Source organism: Streptomyces sp. NRRL B-24085 (genome assembly GCF_001282115.1).
GTDB lineage: Bacteria > Actinomycetota > Actinomycetes > Streptomycetales > Streptomycetaceae > Streptomyces.
Map to the genome: position 1 here is coordinate 1 of NZ_LJBR01000439.1, position 4,187 is coordinate 4,187.

At 70.0% G+C, this 4,187-nt stretch carries 4 protein-coding genes; 1 reads left to right on the forward strand and 3 read right to left on the reverse strand.

The genetic code is table 11. The features are described from left to right. Nucleotides 1-481 precede the first annotated feature (481 nt). Entirely contained in the window at nt 482-1,543 is a 1,062-nt protein-coding gene (gene trpS, locus AOJ26_RS35980; RefSeq protein ID WP_053852562.1) for a tryptophan--tRNA ligase, read from the forward strand. Nucleotides 1,544-1,620: 77 nt separating this feature from the next. Here the strand turns inward: trpS and proC are convergent, their stop codons facing one another. From proC to AOJ26_RS35995, 3 genes are all read right to left on the reverse strand, one after another. Further along, nucleotides 1,621-2,433 carry a pyrroline-5-carboxylate reductase gene (gene proC, locus AOJ26_RS35985; RefSeq protein WP_053852563.1) on the reverse strand — a complete coding sequence of 271 codons (813 nt, stop codon included), beginning with the start codon at nt 2,431-2,433 and terminating at the stop codon, nt 1,621-1,623. A gap of 89 nt (nt 2,434-2,522) precedes the next feature. Beyond that, on the reverse strand, nt 2,523-3,305 hold the full coding sequence (locus AOJ26_RS35990) for an ABC transporter permease (RefSeq protein WP_053852564.1): 783 nt from the start codon (nt 3,303-3,305) through the stop codon (nt 2,523-2,525). Next, entirely contained in the window at nt 3,302-4,117 is an 816-nt protein-coding gene (locus AOJ26_RS35995; RefSeq protein ID WP_053852565.1) for an ABC transporter ATP-binding protein, read from the reverse strand. The genes AOJ26_RS35990 and AOJ26_RS35995 overlap by 4 nt, the downstream gene beginning before the upstream one ends. Between the last annotated feature and the right edge of the window lie 70 nt (nt 4,118-4,187).

The window sequence follows — 4,187 nt, forward strand, 5'->3', positions numbered from 1 at the left end:
TCCCAGTCAGAGGGGCTTGCCTTCCCGGCCGTTGGGCCGTTCCGACGAGTGAGACTTTAGCGGATTCCCGGCTCCCGAGCTAATCGGGGGCCGCCGTCCTTTCGAACGTGGATTCCTCATTTCGCGAATACGCACGCCAATACAGCAACGGCAGACAGAGCGACTGTCGTCGTTTGTTGGCTGGTACCTGCGGAATGGCTGTCCGGGGACCGACCGGAGTCGGCGCTCACGTCGGACAACTCGGAGAACACTACGTACCGGGCTGGGGAGTGTCAACTCAGGTCCGGACGCCTCCTCGCAGGCGTACGCTGGCAGGCATGACAACGCGTACGTGCACCCAGCTCTGGTGGGCCGCCTGACGGCGGCCGTAAGCACGTATGCACTCAACGGCCGCCGCCTCGGCGGCCGTTCGTGTATCCCCCTCCAGAACTCCTGAGGGTCGGCCGGCCGGGGACGGCGGTCTCGACCAGGAGGTGGAGAGATGACGCGGGTCTTCAGCGGGGTCAAGCCGACGGGGCATCTGACGCTGGGGAACTACCTGGGAGCCATGCGGCAGTGGGCCGCGGTGGACCAGCACCGGGCGGAGTCGCTGTTCTGCATCGTCGACCTGCACGCCCTGACCGTCGACCACGATCCGGCGCGGGTGCGTCGGCTGAGTCGGCAGGCGGCGACGCTGTTGCTCGCGTCGGGGCTGGATCCGGAGTTGTGCACCGTGTTCGTGCAGAGCCATGTGGACGAGCACGCGCGGCTGTCGTACGTGCTGGAGTGCGTGGCGACGGACGGCGAGATGCGGCGGATGATCCAGTACAAGGAGAAGTCGGCCCGGGAGCGGATGCGGGGCGGGAGCGTGCGGCTGTCGCTGCTCACGTATCCCGTGCTGATGGCCGCGGACATCCTGGCGTACGGGGCCGACGAGGTGCCGGTCGGGGACGACCAGGCTCAGCATGTGGAGCTGACGCGGGATCTGGCGGTGCGGTTCAACCAGCGGTACGGGTACACGTTCGTGGTGCCGCGGGCCACTGTGCCCAGTGTGGGCGCGCGCGTCATGAACCTTCAGGAGCCCTCGTCGAAGATGGGGAAGTCCCACGACTCCGGGCCGGGGATCGTCTATCTGCTCGACGAGCCCGATGTCGTACGGAAGAAGGTCATGCGAGCCGTGACCGACAGCGGGCGGGACGTCGTGTACGACCGGGAGGCCCGGCCGGGTCTGGCGAATCTGCTGGAGATCCTCGCGTCCTGCACGGGTGGGAACCCATCGGAGCTGAGCGGTGTATATGAGTCGTACGGCGCCTTGAAGAAGGACACCGCCGAGGCCGTGGTCGAGGTCTTGAGGCCCGTGCAGGAGAGGCACAAGGAGTTGTGCGCGGATCCTGGCTATGTGGAAGGGGTGCTGCGGGATGGCGCGGAGAGGGCGCGGGCGATGGCGCGGCCGACCGTGGATGCCGCTTATCGCGCGATCGGGTTGCTGCCGGCCGTCTCGAATACGGCTGCTGGGCATAGCGGGGCGGACGACCGCGGTGCCGTCCTGAGGGCTGCTCGGTAGACGCGGGGGCGGCTTCGTTCTCGGGGTGGCCACCGAGGGAGCGGTGGCTTCCTCGGTGGCCGCCGCCCCGGTCGGTGTCAGTCCTTCTTGCCGGAGGCCAGTGCGCGGCTGCGGTCGCGGGCGGCTTCGAGGGCGGCGATGAGTGCGGCCCGTACGCCGTGGTTCTCGAGTTCGCGGATGGCGTTGATGGTGGTGCCCGCGGGGGACGTGACGTTCTCGCGGAGCTTGACCGGGTGTTCGCCGCTGTCGCGGAGCATCGTGGCGGCGCCGATCGCGGACTGGACGATCAGGTCGTGGGCCTTGTCCCGGGGCAGGCCGAGCAGGATGCCGGCGTCGGTCATGGCCTCGACCAGGTAGAAGAAGTAGGCCGGTCCGGAGCCGGACAGGGCGGTGCAGGCGTCCTGCTGGGACTCGGGGACGCGGAGCGTCTTGCCGACGGCGCCGAAGATCTCCTCGGTGTGGGCGAGGTGGTCGGCGGTGGCGTGGGTGCCGGCTGAGATGACGGACATGGCCTCGTCGACCAGGGCCGGGGTGTTGGTCATGACGCGGACGACCGGGGTGCCCGTGGCGAGGCGCTCCTCGAAGAAGGAGGTGGGGATGCCGGCGGCGCCGCTGATGACCAGGCGGTCGGCCGGGACGTGCGGGGCGAGTTCGTCCAGGAGGGCGCCCATGTCCTGCGGCTTGACCGTGAGGATCAGGGTGTCGGCGGTCTTGGCGGCCTCCGGGTTGCTGACCGGGGTGACTCCGTAGCGGCTGCGGAGTTCCTCGGCTCGCTCGGGGCGGCGGGCGGTGACCAGGAGGTCGGCCGGGGCCCAGCCGGCGCGGATCATTCCGCTGAGCAGGGCTTCGCCGATCTTGCCGGTGCCGAGGACTGCGACTTTCTGGCTCATGCGGTTCAGTCTGGCACCGGCCCGGGGAGTACAGGGCGGGTGTCCGGTGGGCGGGACATGGGGTCGTCGGTGGCTGCGCCCGGGCGGGCCTAGGCGGTCCTGCGCCTCAGTGTCGCCGCTCCCAGGCCGAGGACCAGCAGGGCGCAGCCCGCCACGATCAGGGCGTCGCGGACGAAGGTCGCTGTCATGTCGGTGTGCCTGAGGACCTCGTTCATGCCGTCGACGGCGTAGGACATGGGCAGGACGTCGGAGATGGCCTCCAGGACGGGGTGCATGTTGTCGCGCGGGGTGAAGAGGCCGCAGAGGAGGAGCTGGGGGAAGATCACGGCCGGCATGAACTGGACGGCCTGGAACTCGGAGGCGGCGAAGGCCGAGACGAACAGGCCGAGGGCGGTGCCGAGCAGGGCGTCGAGCAGGGCGACCAGCAGCAGGAGCCAGGGGCTGCCGGTGACGTCGAGGCCGAGGAACCAGACGGCGAGGCCGGTGGCGAGGGCGGACTGGATGATCGCGAGGGTGCCGAAGGCGAGGGCGTAGCCGGCGATGAGGTCGCCTTTGCCGAGGGGCATGGCGAGGAGGCGTTCGAGAGTGCCGGAGGTGCGTTCGCGCAGGGTGGCGATGGAGGTGACCAGGAACATCGTGATCAGCGGGAAGATCCCGAGGAGGGAGGCGCCGATGCTGTCGAAGGTGCGCGGGCTGCCGTCGAAGACGTAGCGCAGCAGGAACAGCATCAGGCACGGGATCAGGATCATCATCGTGATGGTGCGCGGGTCGTGGCGGAGCTGGCGCAGGACCCGGACCGCGGTGGCGGTGGTGCGGGACAGGCCGAGGGCGCTGGTGGGGGCCGGGACGAGCCCTTGCGTGGTCGTGGTCATCGCGTGTGCTCCTTGGTGCGGCTTGCCTCGACGGCCTGGTCGACCAGGTGGAGGAAGGCCTCCTCGACCGTGTCGGAGTGGGTGCGGGTGCGGAGGGCTTCGGGGGTGTCGTCGGCGAGGATCTCGCCCTGGCGCATCAGGAGGAGGCGGTGGCAGCGCTCGGCCTCGTCCATGACGTGGGAGGAGATGAGGAGGGTGGCGCCGCGGCGGGCGGCGATGTCGTGGAAGAGGTTCCAGAGGTCGCGGCGCAGGACGGGGTCGAGGCCCACGGTGGGTTCGTCGAGGACGAGGAGTTCGGGGGCGCCTAGGAGGGCGACGGCGAGGGAGACGCGGCTGCGCTGGCCGCCGGAGAGGTTGCCCGCGAGGGAGTCGGCGTGGGTGGCGAGGTCGACGTCGTCGATGGCGCGGGTGACGTCGGAGTGGCGGCGTTCGGCGGCGGCGCGGCCGGGGGCGAGGACCGCGGCGAAGTAGTCGAGGTTCTGGCGGACGGTCAGGTCGTCGTAGACGGAGGGGGCCTGGGTGACGTAGCCGATGCGGGTGCGCAGGGTGGGGTGGCCGGCGGGTCGGCCGAGGACGTCAAGGGTGCCGGTGACTTTTGCCTGGGTGCCGACGATCGAGCGCATCAGGGTGGACTTGCCACAGCCCGAGGGGCCGAGGAGGCCGGTGATCTGGCCGCGTGGGACGTCGAAGGCGAGGTTGCGCAGGACGGTTCGGGTGCCTCGGACGACAGTGAGGCCGTCGGCGTGGACGGCGGGGGTGGCGGGTCCTGGGTCCGTGTTGTCGGTGGATGACCCGGGCTCTTTATTCATCATGCGATGAATAATCCTCCCGGGGGTCCGAAGCGTCAAGCGGGTCGGGTGCGGAGGCGCGGACGCGCGGGGG

What these genes read in the sequence shown, in the direction of transcription:
- AOJ26_RS35990 (WP_053852564.1), bottom strand. Translation starts at nt 3,305, where the DNA reads ATGACCACGACCACGCAAGGGCTCGTCCCGGCCCCCACCAGCGCCCTC.
- trpS (WP_053852562.1), top strand. Translation starts at nt 482, where the DNA reads ATGACGCGGGTCTTCAGCGGGGTCAAGCCGACGGGGCATCTGACGCTG.
- AOJ26_RS35995 (WP_053852565.1), bottom strand. Translation starts at nt 4,117, where the DNA reads ATGATGAATAAAGAGCCCGGGTCATCCACCGACAACACGGACCCAGGA.
- proC (WP_053852563.1), bottom strand. Translation starts at nt 2,433, where the DNA reads ATGAGCCAGAAAGTCGCAGTCCTCGGCACCGGCAAGATCGGCGAAGCC.